This window comes from Loktanella sp. PT4BL (assembly GCF_003201935.1).
In the GTDB taxonomy this organism is placed as follows: Bacteria; Pseudomonadota; Alphaproteobacteria; order Rhodobacterales; family Rhodobacteraceae; genus Yoonia.
Genome location: NZ_QJJL01000023.1, coordinates 2,501 through 5,885, shown reverse-complemented (window position 1 = coordinate 5,885; position 3,385 = coordinate 2,501). Strand labels below are relative to the sequence as shown.

At 51.5% G+C, this 3,385-nt stretch carries 1 tRNA gene and 2 rRNA genes; all 3 read right to left on the bottom strand.

What is annotated here, in order from left to right:
* Positions 1 to 2: 2 nt before the first annotated feature.
* Positions 3 to 79: transfer RNA gene (locus C7964_RS19515), tRNA-Met, on the bottom strand.
* 164 nt (positions 80 to 243) lie between these two features.
* A 5S ribosomal RNA gene (gene rrf / locus C7964_RS19510) occupies positions 244 to 358 on the bottom strand.
* Between the two features lie 122 nt (positions 359 to 480).
* Positions 481 to 3,311 (bottom strand): 23S ribosomal RNA (locus C7964_RS19505).
* Between the last annotated feature and the right edge of the window lie 74 nt (positions 3,312 to 3,385).

Here is a 3,385-nt window from a genome sequence, read left to right as displayed (position 1 = left end):
TTTGGTTGCGGGAGTAGGATTTGAACCTACGACCTTCAGGTTATGAGCCTGACGAGCTACCGGGCTGCTCCATCCCGCGCTACCGTGTTGCAGTTCCTGATCAGGTGATCCTGACGAGGCGTTTGTGTTAATCAAACTCTTGAGAAGAGTTTGTCGCACAGGCGGTCTGCTACATCCCGCGCATTGGCGCACCTCTGATTGTGTTGAGGTGCATCGTTAGAGAGATATTGTGCTTCTTATTAGGTTTGGCAATGACTTACTCTCCCACGTCTTAAGACGCAGTACCATCAGCGCTGCGGCACTTAACTGCCGAGTTCGGGATGGGATCGGGTGTTTTGCTCGCGCTATGATCACCAAACCAAAAAAGAAGCACAAAACATCAGCTGGTTGTTTTCACGACCGTGTTGTTCCTTGATCATCGTATACTGATGATTGTGTGTGTATGAACTTTGATTTTTTCCAGTCTACCTATTACTGGATCAAATCAAGCCTATCGAGCAATTAGTACCAGTCAACTGAACGGCTTACACCGCTTACATCTCTGGCCTATCGACGAGGTGGTCTACCTCGGCTCTCAGGGATATCTTGTTTTGAAGGGGGCTTCCCGCTTAGATGCCTTCAGCGGTTATCCTGTCCGATCATAGCTACTCTGCACTGCCGTTGGCACGACAACAGATCCACCAGTGGATCGTTCACCCCGGTCCTCTCGTACTAGGGGCAACTCTTCTCAAATATCCTACACCCACGGAAGATAGGGACCGAACTGTCTCACGACGTTCTAAACCCAGCTCACGTACCTCTTTAAACGGCGAACAGCCGTACCCTTGGGACCTGCTCCAGCCCCAGGATGAGATGAGCCGACATCGAGGTGCCAAACGGTGCCGTCGATATGGACTCTTGGGCACCATCAGCCTGTTATCCCCAGCGTACCTTTTATCCGTTGAGCGATGGCCCTTCCACTCGGGACCACCGGATCACTATGGCCGTCTTTCGACTCTGCTCGACTTGTCAGTCTCGCAGTCAGGCTGGCTTCTGCCATTGCACTCAACGAGCGATTTCCGACCGCTCTGAGCCAACCTTCGCGCGCCTCCGTTACAATTTGGGAGGCGACCGCCCCAGTCAAACTACCCACCACGCAGGGTCCCGGACCCGGATAACGGGCCGCGGTTAGACATCAAGCAGAATAAGGGTGGTATCTCAAGGGAGGCTCCACAGAGACTGGCGTCCCTGCTTCAAAGCCTACCACCTATCCTGCACATACTGTGCCTGATGCCAATGCGAAGCTATAGTAAAGGTGCATGGGGTCTTTCCGTCTAACCGCGGGTATCCTGCATCTTGACAGGAAATTCAATTTCGCTGAGTCCACATTTGAGACAGCGGGGAAGTCGTTACGCCATTCGTGCAGGTCGGAACTTACCCGACAAGGAATTTCGCTACCTTAGGACCGTTATAGTTACGGCCGCCGTTTACCTGGGCTTCAATTCGGAGCTTGCACTCCTCCTTTTAACCTTCAGGCACCGGGCAGGCGTCAGACCCTATACGTCGTCTTGCGACTTCGCAGAGCCCTGTGTTTTTAGTAAACAGTCGCCACCCCCTGGTTTGTGCCCCCGCCCAAAAGTTGCCTTCTGAACGGGCCTCCTTCTCGCGAACTTACGGAGGTATTTTGCCGAGTTCCTTAAATGTGGTTCTCTCAAGCGCCTTGGTATTCTCTACCAGTCCACCTGTGTCGGTTTAGGGTACGATCTAGCGGAGGGCTATTTCCAGGAACCTCTCAGCAGCCTTCCCAATCCGATAAGGGAAAACAACCTTCGAGATCCGTCACATCCTCCTGGCCCAGGAATATTAACCTGGTTCCCATCGACTACGCCTTTCGGCCTCGCCTTAGGGGTCGGCTTACCCTGCTCAGATTAGCTTTAAGCAGGAACCCTTGGACTTTCGGCGAGGGAGTCTCTCACTCCCTTTGTCGCTACTCATGTCATCATTCTCACTAGTGATCTCTCCACCGGATCCCTCACAGGCCGGCTTCACAGAAAATTCCTTGCGTCCAATATCCCCGAAGGGATTAAGGACGCATGGAATTATGTCACACTACGCTCTGCTACCATGCACTATGTGCATCCTAGACTTCGGCTCATGGCTTGAGCCCCGTTACATCTTCGCCGCAGGACAACTTATTTAGACCAGTGAGCTGTTACGCTATCTTTAAAGGATGGCTGCTTCTAAGCCAACCTCCTGGTTGTTTTGGTCGTCCCACCTGCTTTCCCACTTAGCCATGAATTAGGGGCCTTAGTCGTAGGTCAGGGTTGTTTCCCTCTCCACAACGGACGTTAGCACCCGCTGTGTGTCTGCCGGATAGTACTCCTCGGTATTCGGAGTTTGATTAGGATCAGTAAGGCTGTGGGCCCCCATTACCCATTCAGTGCTCTACCCCCGAGGGTATTCGTCCGACGCTCTACCTAAATAGATTTCGCAGAGAACCAGCTATCTCCGAGTTTGATTGGCCTTTCACCCCTAGGCACACCTCATCCCGACCTTTTTCAACAGGTGTGGGTTCGGACCTCCAGTAAGTGTTACCTTACCTTCATCCTGGACATGCCTAGATCACTCGGTTTCGGGTCTAATGCATCTAACTCAGTCGCCCTATTAAGACTCGCTTTCGCTGCGCCTACACCTAACGGCTTAAGCTTGCTAGATACACTAAGTCGATGACCCATTATACAAAAGGTACGCTGTCAGGCCGCATGGGCCCTCCAACTGATTGTAGGCGTTCGGTTTCAGGTACTGTTTCACTCCCCTCGTCGGGGTGCTTTTCACCTTTCCCTCACGGTACTGGTTCGCTATCGGTCAGTAAGGAGTACTTAGCCTTCGAAGGTGGTCCTCCGATGTTCAGACAGAATTTCACGTGTTCCGCCCTACTTAATACGTCCAATCATGCTTCATATACGGGACTGTCACCCACTATGGTTGTGCTTTCCAACACATTCTATTCACACTCATGGCTCGGCTGGTCCCCGTTCGCTCGCCGCTACTAGGGGAGTATCTATTGATTTCCTTTCCTCCGGGTACTTAGATGTTTCAGTTCCCCGGGTTTGCTTTTTTAACCCTATGTATTCAGGTTAAAAATACCTGGTTTACCTCATTATTAGCTGCACCGAAGTGCAATAATAACAAAGTATCAGGTGGGTTGCCCCATTCAGAAATCCATGGATCAAAGCTTATTCTCAGCTCCCCATGGCTTATCGCAGAGTATCACGTCTTTCATCGCCTCTTACTGCCAAGGCATCCACCAAACGCCCTTTTCGCGCTTGATTTGATCCAGAAACAGTCAGACTGCTTCTGTGGGCCCACCCTTTTGTAAATCAAATGGGCCCTTAATCAAAATGCA